Here is a 16727-nt window from a genome sequence, read left to right on the forward strand (position 1 = left end):
ATCAATTGTTTATTTACACATCGCACAAAGGGTTGTTTTTTCTCAGGTTACCGGCGCCCCTGTTGTTTATCCCGGGGGGGCGCTGCAGTCTTTTCTTCGCCTTTGTCATGTTCTATGTCTGCCGCCGAGCGCGGGGGCGCGTCTTGTCAACAGCAAAACCATCCGGTACGCCCCGCTCATGACAGTTACCGTCCGTTTCGCCCCGTCACCGACCGGCCGCATCCATATCGGCAATGCGCGCACCGCTTTGTTCAATTGGCTGTTCGCCATCAAGAACAAAGGCCGCTTCATCCAGCGCTTCGACGACACCGACGTTGCCCGTTCGACGCAGGAGTTTTCCGACGCTATCCTGTATGACCTGCATTGGCTGGGCATCTTCCCCGACGCCACGGAGTACCAGTCGCGGCGCGTGGAAATCTACGATGCCGCACTGGAGAAGCTGAAGGAGGCGCGCCTCGTCTATGCTTGCTATGAGACGCCCGAAGAGCTCGACCTGAGGCGCAAGGTGCGCCGCACGCGTGGCCTGCCGCCAGTCTATGGCCGTGAGGCGTTGACGCTGACAGCTGAGCAGGTGGCGGAATATGGGGCCGATGGGCGGCGGCCGCACTGGCGCTTTCTGCTGCCCAACTTCACCAGTGATCCGCTGCAGCCGGAGCGCACCGAAATCCACTGGAACGACCTGGTGCGCGGCGAAGAAACCGTCGACCTCGCCTCGCTTTCAGACCCGGTTCTGCGGCGTGAGGACGGCACCTACCTCTATACATTACCTTCGGTTGTCGACGACATCGACATGGGCGTCAGCCATGTCATTCGCGGCGACGACCACGTCACCAATACGGGCGTTCAGATAGCCCTGTTCCAAGCACTTGGCGCGGAGCCGCCGGCGTTCGGCCACCACAATCTCCTGACAACGGCATCAGGCGAGGGACTTTCGAAGCGCACCGGCGCGCTGTCCATCCAGAGCCTGCGTGAGAGCGGCATCGAGCCGATGGCGGTGGCTTCGCTGGCGGTGCTCGTCGGTACCTCGGAAAACGTCGTAGCGGTGCCAACGATGGCCGAGCTAGCCGAGCGCTTCGATCCGGCTGCAACATCGAAATCCGCCGCCAAATTCGACTCAGACGAGCTCTTCGTGCTCAACCGCACGCTGCTGCACCACATGCCGTTTTCAGAGGCGCGCGACCGGCTGATCGTGCTCGGCATCTCCGGCGAACAGGCCGAGCCTTTCTGGCTGGCGGTGCGCGGCAATCTCGACAGACTGGCCGATGCGGCGATCTGGTGGCGTACGCTTCGAGACGGTCCAGAGGAGCCGGCGGAGTTTTCCGACGAGGACCGCGACTTTCTTCGCCAGGCATTCGAGCTGCTGCCGGAAGAGCCTTGGAACGGCACCGTCTGGAAGGACTGGACGGGCAAGATCCGAGCGGCGAGCGGCCGCAAGGGCAAGGCCCTGTTCATGCCGCTCAGGCTGGCGCTTACGGGACAGTCTTCCGGTCCGGAGCTTGCAGATCTGTTGCCGCTGCTGGGTCGGGAAGGAACGTTGGCCCGACGACCCTGACCTTGCGCTGCTCCGGCGGCGGCAGCGACGTCGGCGAGGGCACAGGTTTGGCGGCAAGCCGTCTGGCCGCCTCACGGTCGAGGCCGCCTTGCGAATTGGCCAAGGTCTCCGGGTCGGCGCCCGGATCAGGCTTGGCAACCGGCAGCGGAATGAACGGGGTGGTCTCCACGCTCGCCTTGGATTGTGCCGGGGTTGGCGGGTTGCCGGCGATGATCTGGAAATTCTGCACGGCATTGCAGCCGCAGGTCGGCGGCCGGGGCGTGTCGGATTGCTTGTAAAGGTAGGCCGTCGACAGTTCGATATAAGGCCTGCCGGTCACTGAAGACGTCATCGACGCCGAATCGTCGTTCATGCCGCGCGTGTAGAAAACCTGCATCTCGGTGCCGGGGCAGCTCGATTCGCAGTTCTTCTGGTCGCGCTCGAAATCGCCCAGCGAGGCAGCATTCGACATCGGGAAGAAATAGCCGTCGCAGGTCCGCACGCACATGGTGCGGAATTCGCGTCGCGGCTGGCCCAACTCGTCGGCGTTGTTGAGGATGCTGCGGATGTTGCGCGGCTGACTTAGCTCTTCAGCCTGGTCGAGCTCTTCGGGCTGGTCGGGCGCACCAGGTTCACTGCCCAGAAGCTGGTCGAGCAGGCTTCGGTTGCCGTTTTCACGGCTGGCTTCGCGGTCCGGTGTGGGCGTCGACGCCGCATCATCGCGGCAGCCATTGGCGTCAAGCGAGGCCAATATGCGCGCGCGATCGCGTCGCGAACCACCGCCGGCAAGCTCACTGCGCTTGGCCTGCAAGGCGTCGAGATTGGCAGCCATGCGATCGATGGTGGCGTCGAGTGCCGCGCATGCGTTGGCGTTGCGGCGAGACAGCGAGAAGCCGCAGCCGGCGCTGCTGGACTGGCTGACGGCTTTTGAAATCTGCTGGCGCTGCCGGACGATCGCGTCGTCGTATTTCCTGAGCAGGCCCGGCTTGCCGCCGCCACCACGAGAAGCGGCGCCAAGATCGGCTTCAAGCTGGCGGCAGAGGCGCGAAGCGGCCTGCGACTGAGTGACGGCAATGCCGCACAGTAGCAGGACGCCGAGCAGCGCGGCTGCCCGCGTCAGCTTGCAATGTGCGCCCGTCATCCCTCCGGACCTCCACCTGCCTGTCATTCAGAACTACCGCGCTCGCGGTTAACCATTCGTTTAGCATACCGCCGATTCCGGCTTCGGCTCAAATCGGCGATGGCTTGCGCCTGTGCGCGATCACGACGAGGGCTGTCATGCCGACCACCCCCCACGGCCTTGTCGGACAGAGCCAGTACCGCGACATCCTGGCGTTGCACGAAAAAGGCGTATTCGCCGAGAAGAATGCCTGGATTCAGTAATGCCCGGAGGCTTGGGATGACCTCGATTACCCGTCGAGCCGCGGTGCAATTTGGTCTTTTATGCCTGGCGATGCCGGTCGCCATGGCGCAGGAAAAGCTCGTCACGCCGGATTGGGGCACCAGATTGGTCGAAGCCGCTCGTGAGCAGATCGGCGTCACCACGCTCTACGATCCGACCTATACACACCTGGCCTATCCGGGCGGTGACGTTGAGCCTGAGCGGGGTGTGTGCACGGATGTCGTGATCCGTGCCTATCGCCGCGCCTTCGATCTCGACCTGCAAGAATTGGTGCATGACGACATGCGGGCCAATTTCGCCACCTATCCGAAGGCTTGGGGCTTGAAGGCGCCCGACCGCAACATCGACCACCGCCGTGTGCCCAATCTTGCGGTCTATTTCGAGCGGCGCGGTGCTGCCTTGCCCGTCAGCCAAGACCCCGCCGACTATCGGCCTGGGGATCTCGTCGCCCAGATGCTGCCCGGCAATCTGTCGCATATTGCCATCGTGTCGTCCAATCACTCCACTGTGGTGCCGACAAGAAGGCTGGTTATTCACAACATCGGCGGCGGCGCCAGAGAAGAGGACACTTTGTTTGCCTTCAGGCAGACAGGGCATTTCCGGTTCAAGCCAGTCTGAGAAGGCCCACCGCTAGCCCAGATCGACGATGGCTTGCGCCTTATGCGCGGCTTCGACCACTGCCAGTGCCGTCATGTTGACGACGCCGCGCGAGGTGACCGACGGTGTCAATATGTGCGCCGGGCTGTCGGTGCCGAGCAGGATCGGGCCGACATGCAGCGCGTCCATCATCGTGCGCAGCGCGGTCAGCGTGATGTTCGCCGAATCGAGATTGGGAAACACCAGCAGATTGGCTTCGCCCTTCAGCCGCGAATGCGGATAGACGCGTTGGCGCAGCTGCTCCGATAGTGCCGAGTCGGCATGCATCTCGCCGTCGCATTGCAGGTCGGGCGCGATGCGCGCCAGGATCGCCGCCGCCTGCCGCATCTTCATGGCGCTTGGCGAATCGCGGGAGCCGAAATCAGAATGCGACAGCAGCGCTGCCTTGGGCTCAATGCCGAAACGCTGAATTTCCTCGGCCGCCAAAACGGTCATTTCCGCAATTTCTTCGGCGGTCGGATCGACGGAGACATGGGTGTCGGTGAGGAAAATGATCCCGCGCTGCGAGATCAGCATGGACAGCGTCGACAGGTCGCGATCCCGAATGCCGGGGCGCGGCCCGATGATCAGCGTCACGTTGCGCAAATGGCGCTCGAAACGGCCTTCGAGCCCGCAGACCATGGCGTCGGCGTCGCCGCGCTTCAGGGCAAGGGCCGCGATCACCGTATTGTCGGTGCGCACCATGGTGCGCGCGGCTTCCGTCGTCACCCCACGCCGGCCGGCAAGCTCGATCAAAAGGTCGACATAGTGGCGGTAACGCGGATCGTCTTCCGGGTTGATCAAGCCGAAATCGACGCCCGGCTTAATGCGCAGCCCGTAGCGCTTCAGCCGCACCTCGATGACATGCGGGCGGCCGATCAGGATCGGTTCGGCAATGCCTTCCTCGAGCACGACCTGGGCGGCGCGAAGCACGCGCTCGTCCTCGCCGTCGGCATAGATGACGCGTTTGGCGCTCGACGTCTTGGCCATCGAGAACACCGGCTTCATGACCAGGCCGGAGCGGAAGACGAAGCGGTTCAGCTTGTCGATATAAGCGGCGAAATCGGTGATCGGCCGGGTCGCGACGCCGGTCTCGCAAGCTGCCTTGGCGACAGCAGGGGCAATGCGCAGGATCAGCCGCGGATCGAAAGGCGAGGGGATCAGGAACTCCGGACCAAAGATCGGCGTCTCGCCGGAATAGGCACGCGCGGCAACGTCGGACGGCTCTTCGCGGGCGAGCGCTGCAATCGCTCGCACAGCAGCCATCTTCATCTCTTCGTTGATGGCGCTTGCGCCGCAATCCAGCGCGCCACGGAAGATGTAAGGAAAACAGAGTACGTTATTGACTTGATTGGGGAAATCGGAGCGGCCGGTGCAGATCATCGCGTCGGGCCGCGCCGCCCGTGCTGCTTCCGGCATGATTTCGGGATTGGGATTGGCCAGCGCCAGGATCAGCGGCTTTGGCGCCATGTGGTGGAGCAATTCCGGCTTCAGCACGCCGGCAGCAGACAGGCCGAGAAACACGTCGGCGCCGGGCAGAACGTCGGCCAGCGTACGCGCCTCGGTGTCCTTCACATAAGGGTCTTTCCAGCGGTCCATCTCCTCGACGCGGCCCTTGTGGGCGACGCCGAACCGGTCGGTGACCCAGATGTTGTCGACCCGCGCGCCGAGCGAGACCAGCAGGTTGAGGCAGGCAAGCGCCGCAGCACCAGCGCCCGACGTGACGATCTTGATGTCCGAGATGGACTTGCCGGCGAATTCCAGCCCGTTGAGCACGGCGGCGGCGACGATGATGGCGGTGCCGTGCTGGTCGTCATGGAAGACTGGTATGCCCATGCGGGCTTTCAACTGCTCCTCGACTTCGAAGCATTCGGGCGCCTTGATGTCTTCCAGGTTGATGCCGCCGAAGGTTGGTTCCAGCGCCGAGATCGTTTCGACCATGCGCTCGATGCCCGGTGCGTCGATCTCGATGTCGAAGACATCGATGCCGGCGAACTTCTTGAACAGCACCGCCTTGCCTTCCATCACCGGCTTGGAGGCGAGCGGACCGATATTCCCGAGGCCCAGCACCGCCGAACCGTTGGTGACAACGCCGACCAGATTGGCGCGGGCTGTATAGTCGGCGGCGGTTGCCGGGTCGTCGCGGATTTCAAGGCAGGGGGCGGCGACGCCCGGCGAATAGGCAAGCGCCAGGTCGCGCTGATTGCCCAGCGGCTTCGTCGCCTGGATTTCAAGCTTTCCGGGACGGGGGTGCTTATGGAAATAGAGCGCCGCTTCGTCGAGGTCGGATCGGGCCGCCTTCTTGCTTTCGCCTGTCATGACGGCCGCCTCCTCAGTTCAGTCCGTTTGGTGTTTTGAGTCTCTTAGCATGCAGCCGAGGCTTTTCGAGAGATGATATGTCGCAAGGGCGAGCTTGCGGCTTGCACCCCCGCCCTCCTGTGCGGTCTGCCATTGAGATGTTGGGGCGATAGGCGGGGTGCTGCGGCGAGGTACGCCGCCCAGTTCGAATGTCTTGTGGCGCTCGTCGCTCACAGAGGCCTCGCGGCGAAACAAGTCGAGATTGCAGTTCTCCAAAATCCGTGAGATTCTTCGAAAAGTCGCACGAAACAGCGTGCGAACAACAAAGCGCCCCGACGTTTTCGGCGGACATCCAAACGCATCACAGATCGTGCCCCTGATTGTCGGTCGGACTGCTTAACCTGCCAAGGGAGGACGACAATGACTGTACGGCCAGACCCGACTTTCCATGCGACTGCCAAGCTCGCAATGCAGGCGCCAGCCGAAGATTTTGCCTACACTTTGATGTTGAGTCCCGACTTCTCTCAGCCAGATGGACTAGCCATAGTTGACGTAAACCCGAAGTCGAAGGACTACGGCAAGGTCGTCCATAGCGTGATAATGCCGAACAAGGGCGACGAGTTTCACCATTTCGGCTGGAACGCGTGCTCTTCGGCCCTTTCGCCGCTGAATGGTCACCCGTTTCTCGAGCGCCGCTTTCTGATCATTCCCGGTATTCGATCTTCGCGCATTTACGTCATCGACACCAAGGGCGGACCGACCAAGGCCAAGATCCACAAGGTCATCGAGCCAGAAGAAGTGTTTGCCAAGACGGGCTATTCCAGGCCTCATACGATTCACTGCGGTCCGGAAGGTATTTATGTCTCGACGCTTGGGGGCGGTGGCCCTGACGGCACCGACGGACCTCCCGGCATCTTTGTCATGGATTGCCAGACGTTCGACGTCATCGGGCGCTACGAGATCGATCGCGGGCCGCAGGACAAGCAGTATGATTTCTGGTGGAACCTGCCACGCGACTACATGGTGTCGAGCGAGTGGGCCCTTCCGCCCCAGTTCGAGCAGGGCATCGTGCCTGAAGACCTCCTGTCGAACAAATATGGACACCGGGTGCATTTCTGGAATTTGCGCGAACGCAGGAACGTGCAGACCATCGATCTGGGCGCCAACCACCAGATGGCGCTGGAAGTCCGCCCCGCCCATGACCCGGTCAAGGAATACGGTTTCCTTGGAGTGGTCGTCGACACGACAAACCTCGAGGGATCGATCTGGACCTGGTGGCGCGAGGGCGGCAAATTCCATTGCGAAAAGACGGCGACCATCCCGCCCGAGGCAGCCGCCAAGGATGACCTGCCGCCGTTGCTTCAGGGCTTCGAGGCGGTGCCGCCGCTAGTAACCGACATCGACCTGTCGCTCGATGACCGATTCCTCTACGTATCCTGCTGGGGCACCGGCGAGATGCGCCAATACGATGTGACCGATCCGATGAAGCCTAAGCTTGCAGGGTCCATCCATATTGGCGGCATCACGCGCAAGACCAAGCATCCCGGCGGCGGCGACTACAGGGGCGGACCGCAAATGGTCGAGATCAGCCGCGACGGCAAACGCGTTTACTGGACCAACTCCCTGTATTCGACTTGGGACGATCAGTTCTATCGCGATGGTATTCCGGCAGCCATGGTCAAGGCCAATGTCGGCGAGAACGGTGGAATCACCCTGGACAAGGACTTTTATGTCGAGTTCCCCGAGGGGTATCGCTCGCACCAGATTCGTCTGGAAGGCGGCGATTGCTCGACGGATTCGTTCTGCTATCCGTCGGTGTAACCGACTGCCCGGGTCAATGAAGCGATGAGCGAGTGGACGACGGCCGGTCTCTGGCTGGCCGTCGTCGCCAGCGGCATTTATCACGGCATCAATCCTGGCATGGGCTGGCCGTTGGCCGTTTCGGCCGGCCTTTTGGACAGACGTGCCGGCGAATTGTTTCGGGCGCTCGGCCTTTTGGCAATAGGCCACTTCGTGGCGATGATCGGTATCCTGCTCCCCTTCGGCGCGATGCTGACGCTCATCGTCTGGGAACGACAGATTCGCATCGCGGCGGGGTTGATTGTGATCGCAGCCGGGATCTATCTCCTGATCAACCGGCGCCACCCGCGTGTTCTTGCCCGTATCCCGCCGGCGCAATTGGCCTTGTGGTCTTTCGCGGCCGCCACCGCGCATGGCGCCGGGCTAATGCTGGTGCCGATTTATCTCGGCCTGTGCCAGGCAGGCGATCTCGATGTTGGACACCAGGCGGCTATCACGCTCATGGCCGGTAATCTGATCACCGCCACCGCCGTCTCCGTGGTCCATACGGCCGCGATGATTGTAAGCGGCGGTGTTATCGCCATTGCCGTCTATCGATGGCTCGGACCCAAGTTCATCTCACAAAGCTGGTTCAATCTCGACAATGTGTGGGCCGTGAGCCTGATCCTGGTGGGGGGAATTGGGATCGCGGGTATCGGATTCGCTCGCTAGGTTGCATGTATTGGCAAAGGAATTCTCCCTTCTGCGAATGTCAGGAAAGGTCAGATCGCATCATGCGGCGCTCGCAACCCAACAACCGCAAAGGGTCGTTCTTCCGCCGTCCAGACGGTAACCAAGCGTTGGATTCTACCACTAGAACGCGCTGACGTAGAGGCCGCCGTCGACCGGTATGTTCTGCCCGGTCAGGTAGCCGGCATGGACCGAGCACAGGAAGGCGCAGATCTGGCCGAACTCCTCCGGCGTGCCGAGCCGTTTGGCCGGAACATTGGCTGCTGCTTGCGCCTTGCGCGCGGCAGCGGCCGCCGGATCCTCGACACTGCCGGGTTCATGCGGGCCGCGCAGCCGGTCGGTGTCGAGTTTTCCCGGCAGCATGTTGTTGATCGTCACATTGCGGTCGATCACCGTCCGCGCGACGCCGGCGAGGAACGAGGTGAGGCCGGCGCGGGCGCCGGACGACAGGTCGAGGCCGGGGATAGGCACATAGACGGACAGCGAGGTGATGTTGACGATGCGGCCGAAGCCGCGCGCCGCCATGCCGTCGATCACGGCCTGAACCAGTTCGACAGGGGTTACCATGTTCTGGGTGACGCCCTCGAGGATCTTTTCGCGGTCGAGCGCGCGGAAATCGCGAAACGGCGGACCGCCATTGTTGTTGACGAGGATGTCGGGATCGGGGCAGGCGGCAAGCAGCGCCTTCTGGACATCGGGCTTGGATATGTCGCCGACGATCTCGGTCACCTTGACGCCGAATTTCTCCCGCAGTTCAGCGGCGGTTTTGGCCAGCACGTCGGCGCTGCGGCCATTGACTACCAGATCGCAGCCTGCCTCCGCCAGTGCCATGGCGCAGCCGCGTCCCAAGCCTTTGCTCGAAGCGCAGACGATGGCCTTCTTGCCGCGAATGCCGAGATCCATGGTGATTTTCTCCTCTGATTGCCGCGGCAACCTATCCGGATGGCTGGACCAATCGCAACCGTCATACGGTTGTTGCATGAATCGGGGCATAGCCTCACGCGAAAGCAACGGTGACAAATGATGTCCGGCGCAGAGCCCCGCACTTTCCGCAGCATGTTCATCTCCGACGTCCATCTCGGATCGAAAGCGGCGAAGGCCGAGTTCCTGATCGATTTCCTGCGCCATCACGATGCCGATATCATCTATCTCGTCGGCGACATCGTCGACGGCTGGCGCTTGAGACGAAGCTGGCATTGGCCGCAGAGCCACAATGACGTCGTCCAGAAATTGCTGCGCAAGGCGCGCAAGGGCGCCAGCATCACCTACATCGCCGGCAATCACGACGAGTTCGCGCGCCAGTTCCAGGGCGTGCATTTCGGCGGCATTGTCGTCGCCGACCGCGCCATCCACGAGACCGCCGATGGCAAACGCCTTCTTGTCATTCATGGCGACCAGTTCGACACCGTCGTCCACAATGCGCGCTGGCTCGCCTATCTCGGCGATTACGCCTATGACGCGGCGATGCTGGTCAACCGCGTCATCACCCGCCTGCGCCAGGTGCTCGGCCTGCCTTACTGGTCGTTCTCGTCCTGGGCCAAGGTCAAGGTCAAGAAGGCGGTGAATTTCATCGGCTCGTTCCAGACCGTGCTGACCGAGGAGGCGCGCCGCTCGCACGTCGACGGCGTCATCTGCGGGCACATCCACCACGCCGCGATCGAAAGCTACGAGGACGTGCAGTACATCAACACCGGCGACTGGGTGGAGAGCTGCACGGCGGTGGTCGAGCATTTTGACGGCCGGATGGAGATCCTGCACTGGGCGCATGTCCTGCCGGAGACTCCGGTCGGCGGCGAGGTGCTCGTGCCGATCGACATCAAGGGCAGGGCAGTCCAGGCGGCTTGACCAAAACCCGGCCCCCCTCGCTTCAATCGGTTAGTCCAGCGGTTTCATCGACTTTTTCGCCGTGTTATGCAGCGGCAGGTGTGGTGGGCCGACCCGGCTGAATGCCGTGCCGACGGATCGCCTGTCAATGTCCTCGCTGCCGCCGCTTTCGCCCGAACAGCTCGTCAAGCCACGCCATTTCGAACTGCGCATGAGCTTGATCTTCTTCACGCTCTTCGTGCCGCTCGGAACGCATGTGCCGTATTTTCCCCTGTGGCTGCAGGCCAAGGGATTCCACGCCGAGCAGATAGCCGTGATCCTCGCCGCGCCGATGTTCCTGCGTGTGGCAACGACGCCTTTTCTTACCGCGCTGGCAGACAAAGCGAGCGATCGCGCCAATGTCTATGTTGCGCTGGTCGCCGCATCGCTGATCCTGTCCGCCGGCTACCTCCTGCCGCCGACCTACGCAATGGTACTTGCCGTATCCCTGGCGCTGACGGTCGTTTGGACGCCGCATTCGCCGATTGCCGATTCGCTCGCCCTTTCTGGTGTTCGCCGCTTCGGCTCGAACTACGCCGGCATGCGCAAATGGGGCTCGATCTCCTATCTCTGTGCCAATCTCGCCGGCGGTTTCATCTTGTCGGCGAGCGGTGCTCAGGCTGTCCCGGTGATCATCTTCGTGTCGTTATGCGCCGCGCTAGCCGCCGGGCTGATTGCGCCGCGCCTCGGCCGCCCGCGCCGCGCCTCGCCGCTTTCGGCTGCCGACATCCAGCAATCGGCATCAAAACTCCTCAACCCGTATTTTCTTTATTTTTCGACCGGGGTCGGCGTCATCACCGCCAGCCACGCGTTTCTCTACGGCTTCGTGTCGATCTACTGGAAGTCGATCGGCATCAGCGATTCGGTTGTTGGGCTGCTCTGGGGGTGGGGCGTCGTCGCCGAGATATGCATGTTCGTCGTCTTCACTCGGGCTTTCGCCTCCTTCTCGATCGTGTCGATCATGCTGATTGCCGGGACAGGCGCTATCGTGCGCTGGATCGCCTTCCCTTTGATCTGGCCGCTTGGACTTGGCGTTGGCGGGTTTTTCGCGATCCAGACGCTGCACGCGGTTTCGGTGGCGCTGGTGCTGATCGGCCTGCAAAAGATGATCGGTGAGACGGTCGTGGAAGAACGCACCGGGGCGGCGCAAGGCATCGCCTATTTTTCCAACGGCTTCTTCATGGCGGTGGCGACGCTCATTTCCGGTCCTCTTTACGACCGCTTCGGCGCGAACGGCTTCTTTGCCATGATCCCGATCGCCCTGACGGGCCTGGCGCTGATCGGACTTGCGGCGCGTTCAGCCCCACAGCGCCGGCTCGGGCGGTGACACCAGCGACCCTTGATAGACGAGACCGGGAATGCGGTCGCGGGCTAGCAGCAACGGACCGTCGAGATCGACGAAATCGGCATCCTGCGCCAACAGAACGGCCGGCGCCATCGCAAGCGATGTGCCGACCATGCAGCCGACCATAACGCCAAGACCCAGTTCGCGGGCGCGGTCGCGAAGCACGAGTGCTGCGGTCAGGCCGCCGGATTTGTCGAGCTTGATGTTGATGGCGTCGTAGAGGCCGACAAGCGCTCCAATATCCTTCGCCTCGTGCACGCTTTCGTCGGCGCAGATCGGCACCGGATGCGCGATGTGGCGAAGAATACCGTCATGTCCCGCCGGCAGCGGCTGTTCGATCAAGGCGATACCTTGCGCAGCGGCAAAGGCGAGGTTTTCTACGATGTTGTCGTTCGTCCAGCCTTCGTTGGCATCAAGAATGATTCGGCTGTCGGGTGCCGCCGCCGTCACTGCGCGGATGCGGGCGATGTCGTTGTCGCCGCCGATCTTGACCTTGAGCAGCGGGCGCTGGGCGTTGGCGCGGGCCTGCGCCGCCATCGCTTCCGGCTCGGCGAGCGACAATGTGTACGCCGTCTCAAGCGGTCGTAACGGAACGGTTCGTATCGTATGCGCCACCGGTGTTCCGCTGATCTTCGCTTCCAGGTCCCAGAGCGCGCAGTCGATGGCGTTGCGTGCCGCGCCGGCAGGCATGGCACCGAGCAGGGCGATGCGGCTGATGCCGTGCGCGATCTCACTGCGCATCGCCTCTATCGCGCCACGCACACCCTCAACGGTCTCGCCATAGCGCTTGTAAGGAACGCATTCGCCGCGTCCTGTACGGCCGTTTTCGGTGATGGCGCAGGAAATCACCTCCGCTTCGGTCTTCGAGCCGCGCGAAATGGTAAAGGTCCCGGCTATCGGAAAGCGCTCGGCCTCGACCGAAATGACACGCGCCATATTTTTCTGCTCCGGCTGTGCACAAGGAGGATGTCGGCAAATCGACAGCTCGCCCCCGTCAGGCTAAACAGGACGCCATGTTGACCATCCGCAAACGCGACGCAAGCGGCCCTGCCAAGGAGCCCGACCACCAGCCGCGCATCGCGATCGGCGAGGAGGGCGGCGTTCTCGGCTGCGCTTTCTCGGGAAGCTGGACGACACGCACCGTGGCGCTGGTCGATGCCGAGATGCGCAAGATCGAGAAGCGCAGCGGCTTCCAGACGCTGGCGCTCGATCTGTCGCAGATCGAGAAGATGGACACTGCCGGGGCGTGGCTGATCGATCGCCTGGTGAGCAGCTTCGAAAAGAAGGGCGTCGAGATCAAGATGCAGGGGCAAAGCGAGATTGCCTCGATCCTGCTTGGCGCCGTCGGCGATGCGGTTCGACGCGAGCCCGGATCCGGTCCGGCAAAGCCGCCCAACTTCATCATTCGGGGGCTCGAGGCGGTAGGCCGTCGCGTCTATGAGATGCGCGACGATTTCCTGGCCGCAATGAACATCCTCGGCGCCACGATACGCGGCTCTCAGATGAAGCTTGGCCGTGGCCATGCCGTCAATATGGCGGCGATCTTCAACCAGATCGATCGCATGGGCGTCGGCGCCATACCGGTGGTGGTGCTGATGTCGGCCATCGTCGGTGCGATCGTTGCCCAGCAAGGCGCCTATCAGCTCAGTTATTTCGGCGCCGACATCTTCGTCGTCGACCTGGTCGGCGTGCTGATCCTGCGCGAGCTCGGCGTTTTGATGACGGCGATCATGATCGCCGGCCGCTCCGGTAGCGCGATTACCGCCGAGATCGGCTCGATGAAGATGCGCGAGGAGGTCGATGCGCTGAAGGTGATCGGTCTTAATCCAATCGGCGTGCTGGTGTTTCCGCGGTTGGTCGCGCTGGTCGTCGCGCTGCCTTGCCTGACGATCATCGCCAACTTTGCAGCACTGGGCGGCGGCATTTTGGCTGCATGGCTCTACTCTGATATTGCACCGGCAGCGTTCATCGACCGGCTGCGTGTCGCAATCGACCTCAGCACCATCTTTGCGGGCCTGATCAAGGCGCCGTTCATGGCCATGATCATCGGCATAATCGCCTCGGTCGAGGGCATGAAGGTTGGCGGCAGCGCCGAATCGCTCGGCCAGCATGTCACCGCCTCAGTGGTGAAGTCGATCTTCGTGGTCATTATCCTCGACGGGCTTTTCGCCATGTTCTATGCAGCGATCGAGTTCTGAGATGGAGCTGCCGGGCACAAACACGACCAAGGTGGCGACGAAGGCCAAAGAAGACGAGATCGTGCTGTCAGCACACGACATCACCGTATCGTTCGCCGACCAGGTCGTTCTCGACAAATTGTCGCTCGATATCTGGCGCGGGGAGATTCTCGGCTTTGTTGGTGCCTCCGGTGCGGGCAAATCTGTTCTCTTGCGCACCATCCTTGGCTTGACGCGCAAGCAATCGGGAACAATCAAACTGTTCGGCGTCGACGTCGAGAAGGCAACCGAAAGGGAGCGCCTTCGCATCGACATGCGGCTTGGCGTGCTGTTCCAGCATGGCGCTCTTTTTTCGGCGCTGACGGTCCTCGAAAATGTCCAGGTGCCGATGCGTGAATATCTCGATTTGCCGAAGAAGCTGATGGACGAACTTGCCATGCTTAAGGTGGAGTTGGTCGGACTGCCGCCGGAGGCGGCGCAGAAATTCCCCTCCGAGCTCTCCGGCGGCATGATCAAGCGTGCCGCCTTGGCGCGCGCCCTGGCGCTCGATCCGGACATCGTTTTCCTCGACGAGCCGACGTCCGGCCTCGATCCAATTAGTGCGGCTGAATTCGACGAATTGGTCGTCAAGCTGCGCGATACGATGGATTTGACCGTGTATATGGTCACGCATGATCTCGACACGCTGTTTACCGCGTGCGACCGCGTGGCGGTGCTTGGCAACAAGAAAGTGCTGGTCGAGGGCACGATCGACGACATGCTCAGGAGCGAGGAACCCTGGGTAAAATCCTATTTCCGCGGAAAACGCGCCCGGCAACTTGATCTTGCGGCGCGCGCATAGCCATAAGTGAGCAATGGAAACCAGGGCCAACTACGTCATTGTCGGCATTTTCACGCTGGCCGCGATCCTCGCGGCTTTCGCTTTCGTCTATTGGACGGCGGCTATCGGCGAAAGGGGCGAGACGGCGGTGCTGCGCGTGCGCATTCCAGGCTCCGCTTCGGGGCTCGGCCGTGGCAGTTTCGTGCTGTTCAATGGCGTCAAAGTCGGCGACGTGCGCCGTGTCTATATCGACGTCGACAATCCGACTGCTGCTATCGCCGACACCGAAATAGACCGGAATACGCCTATCACCAAGTCGACGCAGGCCGATATCGGGCTTGCCGGCCTCACCGGCCAGGCCAACATCGAGCTCAAGGGCGCCGACCCCAAGGAGCCAAAACTCCTCGACGAGGCGGAAAAGGAAGGCCGCGTCGCCGAGATCGTTGCCAACCCGTCGGCGGTCACCAACCTGTTGCAGACGGCGCAGAACATCTTCACCCGGGCCGACAAGGTCCTTTCGGAGCTCGAAGGCTTCACCAAGGATGTGCGCGGGCCGCTGACGCAGACCGTCAACAATGTCCAGACCTTCTCCGATGCACTGGCCAGGAATGCGGACGGCGTCGACAAGTTCCTGGCCAGCGTCAGCTCGCTGGCGGATGAACTGAAGGGTGTTTCGGGCAAGCTCGACGGCACGCTGAAGGCGGCGGAAGGGCTACTCAACGCCGTCGACAAGGACCAGATCAAGAGCATCGTCGCCAATGTCGACACAGTCACCGCCAATCTCAAGGAAACCAGCAAGCAGTTCGACACGGTCATCAAGAACGTCGACACGGCGGTCGGCTCGATCAACGACTTCGCCCAGAAGACGCAAGGCACGCTGGCCAAGGTCGACGGCGTTCTCGACGGCATCGATCCGGCTGAGGTGCGCACCGCGCTGGCCAATATCCAGAAGGCCAGCGAAAACGCCAACGAGGCTGCCGCCGACATCGCCAAGGTGACCAACAAGTTCGCCAACCGAGCCGATGACATCGATGAAACCATCAAAGACGCGCACCAACTCGCAGGACGCCTCAACGATGCCTCGGTGCGAGTCGACGGTATCCTTGCCAAGGTCGACAAACTGCTCGGCTCCGGCCAGGCCGACGGCGTCATAGCCGACGCCAGAGCGACGCTGAAATCGTTCAAGCAGGTCGCCGATACGCTGAACGCCCGTCTCGGTACCATTACCGACAATCTGGCGCGGTTCTCGGGACAAGGGCTGCAAAACGTCGAAGCGCTGGTCCAGGACAGCCGCCGTTCGATCAACCGCATCGAAGAGGCGGTAACCGATCTCAGCCGCAACCCACAAAGGATCTTGTCCGGCGGCGAGGGCGAGGTCCGGCAGTTCGACGGCAGGGTGCGCCGTTGACTTCGATCCCCGACCACCGCAAGAACATAGCTGGCAGATGCGCATTGTTTCCACGATCCGGGGGGGATCGCGTTTGAAGTCGATCAGTTCAGGCAGCATCACATCGGGTGGGTCTAAGGTCGGGGCGATGTTGCTGGCGCTTTCGCTTGCAAGCTGTGCGGCCTTGCCGGGCGGCAGACCGGCGCCGCTGGATACGTTCGAGCTTTCGGCGCCGTCGCTGGAAGCGCGTGCCCGCAGCCGGCGCCAGATACTCATCGCCCAGCCTTCGGCGCTCAAGGCGCTGGATAGCCAGAACATCGTCATCAAGCCATCACCGCGATCGATCCAGTATCTCAAGGGCGCGCAATGGGCCGACCGGCTGCCGATGATCGTACAGGCGCGGCTGGCAGAGACGTTCCAGCGCTCGGGCAGCTTCACCGGCGTCGGCAAGCCAGGCGAGGGGCTGGCGATCGACTATCAGGTGATCGTCGAGATCCGCTCGTTCGAGGTGCGTGTCGATGGCGGCGAACATGCCGAGGTCGAGCTGTTCGTGCGCCTGTTGAACGACCGCAACGGTGAAGTGCGCGCTTCGAAGACCTTTAGCGCCATCGCGCCCGTTTCGGGCAATGGCAACCAGGCCTATGTCGGCGCACTCGATGCCGCGTTCGGCGATGCGGCCGGGCAAATCGTCCGCTGGACCGACACTGTGATCTGACGCGGCCGGAACTGCTGGCACGGC

At 62.3% G+C, this 16727-nt stretch carries 14 protein-coding genes; 10 read left to right on the forward strand and 4 right to left on the reverse strand.

Features of this window, described 5'->3' with window-relative positions; genetic code table 11:
• Positions 1–178 precede the first annotated feature (178 nt).
• Positions 179–1552 (forward strand): glutamate--tRNA ligase, encoded by a 1374-nt coding sequence (gltX, locus tag NKJ35_RS05480; RefSeq protein WP_352645522.1) that lies wholly within the window; start codon positions 179–181, stop codon positions 1550–1552.
• On the opposite strand, the gene NKJ35_RS05485 is transcribed toward gltX, so the two are convergent.
• Positions 1470–2672 carry a DUF2865 domain-containing protein gene (locus tag NKJ35_RS05485; protein ID WP_352645524.1) on the reverse strand — a complete coding sequence of 401 codons (1203 nt, stop codon included), beginning with the start codon at positions 2670–2672 and terminating at the stop codon, positions 1470–1472. The genes gltX and NKJ35_RS05485 overlap by 83 nt on opposite strands.
• A gap of 258 nt (positions 2673–2930) precedes the next feature.
• Here NKJ35_RS05485 and NKJ35_RS05490 point away from each other — a divergent pair, with 258 nt between their 5' ends.
• Positions 2931–3551, forward strand: coding sequence for a DUF1287 domain-containing protein (locus NKJ35_RS05490; protein ID WP_352645526.1), 621 nt, complete (start codon positions 2931–2933; stop codon positions 3549–3551).
• 12 nt (positions 3552–3563) lie between these two features.
• On the opposite strand, the gene NKJ35_RS05495 is transcribed toward NKJ35_RS05490, so the two are convergent.
• Positions 3564–5888, reverse strand: a complete 2325-nt coding sequence (locus NKJ35_RS05495) for an NADP-dependent malic enzyme (RefSeq protein WP_352645528.1) — start codon at positions 5886–5888, stop codon at positions 3564–3566.
• Positions 5889–6287: 399 nt separating this feature from the next.
• On the opposite strand from NKJ35_RS05495, the gene NKJ35_RS05500 reads away from it, so the two are divergent.
• Both NKJ35_RS05500 and NKJ35_RS05505 read left to right on the forward strand, forming a co-directional pair.
• Positions 6288–7688 carry a selenium-binding protein SBP56-related protein gene (locus NKJ35_RS05500; protein WP_352645530.1) on the forward strand — a complete coding sequence of 467 codons (1401 nt, stop codon included), beginning with the start codon at positions 6288–6290 and terminating at the stop codon, positions 7686–7688.
• Between the two features lie 24 nt (positions 7689–7712).
• The gene (locus NKJ35_RS05505) at positions 7713–8378 is read left to right on the forward strand and encodes a hypothetical protein (RefSeq protein WP_352645532.1); all 666 of its coding nucleotides are present in this window, start codon (positions 7713–7715) and stop codon (positions 8376–8378) included.
• Positions 8379–8519: 141 nt separating this feature from the next.
• Here NKJ35_RS05505 and NKJ35_RS05510 read toward each other — a convergent pair whose 3' ends face one another.
• The gene (locus NKJ35_RS05510; RefSeq protein WP_352479000.1) at positions 8520–9299 is read right to left on the reverse strand and encodes an SDR family oxidoreductase; all 780 of its coding nucleotides are present in this window, start codon (positions 9297–9299) and stop codon (positions 8520–8522) included.
• A 120-nt stretch (positions 9300–9419) separates the two neighbouring features.
• Between NKJ35_RS05510 and NKJ35_RS05515 the strand changes: the two genes are divergently transcribed.
• Positions 9420–10241, forward strand: a complete 822-nt coding sequence (locus NKJ35_RS05515) for a UDP-2,3-diacylglucosamine diphosphatase (protein WP_352645534.1) — start codon at positions 9420–9422, stop codon at positions 10239–10241.
• A gap of 127 nt (positions 10242–10368) precedes the next feature.
• Positions 10369–11586: an MFS transporter gene (locus tag NKJ35_RS05520; RefSeq protein ID WP_352507850.1), complete on the forward strand. Its 1218-nt coding sequence runs from the start codon at positions 10369–10371 to the stop codon at positions 11584–11586.
• Here NKJ35_RS05520 and dgcA read toward each other — a convergent pair.
• Positions 11557–12540: an N-acetyl-D-Glu racemase DgcA gene (dgcA, locus tag NKJ35_RS05525; RefSeq protein ID WP_352645536.1), complete on the reverse strand. Its 984-nt coding sequence runs from the start codon at positions 12538–12540 to the stop codon at positions 11557–11559. The two genes, NKJ35_RS05520 and dgcA, sit on opposite strands and share 30 nt — an antisense overlap.
• A 77-nt stretch (positions 12541–12617) precedes the next feature.
• Here dgcA and NKJ35_RS05530 point away from each other — a divergent pair, with 77 nt between their 5' ends.
• From NKJ35_RS05530 to NKJ35_RS05545, 4 genes are all read left to right on the forward strand, one after another.
• Positions 12618–13802 (forward strand): ABC transporter permease, encoded by a 1185-nt coding sequence (locus NKJ35_RS05530; RefSeq protein ID WP_352645537.1) that lies wholly within the window; start codon positions 12618–12620, stop codon positions 13800–13802.
• A 1-nt stretch (position 13803) separates the two neighbouring features.
• Positions 13804–14622: an ABC transporter ATP-binding protein gene (locus tag NKJ35_RS05535; RefSeq protein ID WP_352507853.1), complete on the forward strand. Its 819-nt coding sequence runs from the start codon at positions 13804–13806 to the stop codon at positions 14620–14622.
• Between the two features lie 13 nt (positions 14623–14635).
• Positions 14636–16009, forward strand: a complete 1374-nt coding sequence (locus tag NKJ35_RS05540; protein ID WP_352645539.1) for an MlaD family protein — start codon at positions 14636–14638, stop codon at positions 16007–16009.
• Positions 16010–16136: 127 nt separating this feature from the next.
• The gene (locus tag NKJ35_RS05545; RefSeq protein WP_352479047.1) at positions 16137–16703 is read left to right on the forward strand and encodes an ABC-type transport auxiliary lipoprotein family protein; all 567 of its coding nucleotides are present in this window, start codon (positions 16137–16139) and stop codon (positions 16701–16703) included.
• The last annotated feature ends 24 nt before the right edge of the window (positions 16704–16727 follow it).

It is taken from the genome of Mesorhizobium sp. M0136, assembly GCF_040322515.1.
Taxonomy (GTDB): domain Bacteria; phylum Pseudomonadota; class Alphaproteobacteria; order Rhizobiales; family Rhizobiaceae; genus Mesorhizobium.

Bases quoted from the DNA above. Each gene is read 5' to 3' on its own strand.
- NKJ35_RS05505 (WP_352645532.1), top strand. From the start codon at position 7,713: ATGAGCGAGTGGACGACGGCCGGTCTCTGGCTGGCCGTCGTCGCCAGC.
- gltX (WP_352645522.1), top strand. From the start codon at position 179: ATGACAGTTACCGTCCGTTTCGCCCCGTCACCGACCGGCCGCATCCAT.
- NKJ35_RS05510 (WP_352479000.1), bottom strand. From the start codon at position 9,299: ATGGATCTCGGCATTCGCGGCAAGAAGGCCATCGTCTGCGCTTCGAGC.
- NKJ35_RS05530 (WP_352645537.1), top strand. From the start codon at position 12,618: ATGTTGACCATCCGCAAACGCGACGCAAGCGGCCCTGCCAAGGAGCCC.
- NKJ35_RS05500 (WP_352645530.1), top strand. From the start codon at position 6,288: ATGACTGTACGGCCAGACCCGACTTTCCATGCGACTGCCAAGCTCGCA.
- NKJ35_RS05490 (WP_352645526.1), top strand. From the start codon at position 2,931: ATGACCTCGATTACCCGTCGAGCCGCGGTGCAATTTGGTCTTTTATGC.
- NKJ35_RS05545 (WP_352479047.1), top strand. From the start codon at position 16,137: ATGTTGCTGGCGCTTTCGCTTGCAAGCTGTGCGGCCTTGCCGGGCGGC.
- NKJ35_RS05485 (WP_352645524.1), bottom strand. From the start codon at position 2,672: ATGACGGGCGCACATTGCAAGCTGACGCGGGCAGCCGCGCTGCTCGGC.
- NKJ35_RS05515 (WP_352645534.1), top strand. From the start codon at position 9,420: ATGTCCGGCGCAGAGCCCCGCACTTTCCGCAGCATGTTCATCTCCGAC.
- NKJ35_RS05495 (WP_352645528.1), bottom strand. From the start codon at position 5,888: ATGACAGGCGAAAGCAAGAAGGCGGCCCGATCCGACCTCGACGAAGCG.
- dgcA (WP_352645536.1), bottom strand. From the start codon at position 12,540: ATGGCGCGTGTCATTTCGGTCGAGGCCGAGCGCTTTCCGATAGCCGGG.
- NKJ35_RS05535 (WP_352507853.1), top strand. From the start codon at position 13,804: ATGGAGCTGCCGGGCACAAACACGACCAAGGTGGCGACGAAGGCCAAA.
- NKJ35_RS05520 (WP_352507850.1), top strand. From the start codon at position 10,369: ATGTCCTCGCTGCCGCCGCTTTCGCCCGAACAGCTCGTCAAGCCACGC.
- NKJ35_RS05540 (WP_352645539.1), top strand. From the start codon at position 14,636: ATGGAAACCAGGGCCAACTACGTCATTGTCGGCATTTTCACGCTGGCC.